The 249-nt window shown below is 59.0% G+C and carries 1 protein-coding gene; it reads left to right on the forward strand.

Features of this window, described 5'->3' with window-relative positions:
- Positions 1-33 precede the first annotated feature (33 nt).
- The coding region (locus QN347_RS20535; RefSeq protein WP_323494508.1) for a hypothetical protein at positions 34-249 on the forward strand (216 nt) is incomplete at its 3' end.

Here is a 249-nt window from a genome sequence, read left to right on the forward strand (position 1 = left end):
GCGTGCACCAGCAAGACTGTCAGTTCCGTGCCCTTGGCCGCTGCATCGCTGACTTCCTGTGAATTGATCGTCGCTTACAACACCGCATCCGGTACCTTAACCACGACGGCACCGGCTTATAATTCCGGTTGGGCCACTGAAATCGCGCTCGACGTCCAATGGGCCCACGCGACCGCACCGCTGGCACGGATCGTGTTGATTGAAGCGCCCGATGCCTCGCTCAACAGTTTGATCGGTGGCGTGCAATTG

Origin of the sequence: Sphingomonas sp. 10B4 (genome assembly GCF_035019905.1) — a bacterium.
In the GTDB taxonomy this organism is placed as follows: domain Bacteria; phylum Pseudomonadota; class Alphaproteobacteria; order Sphingomonadales; family Sphingomonadaceae; genus Sphingomonas; species Sphingomonas glacialis.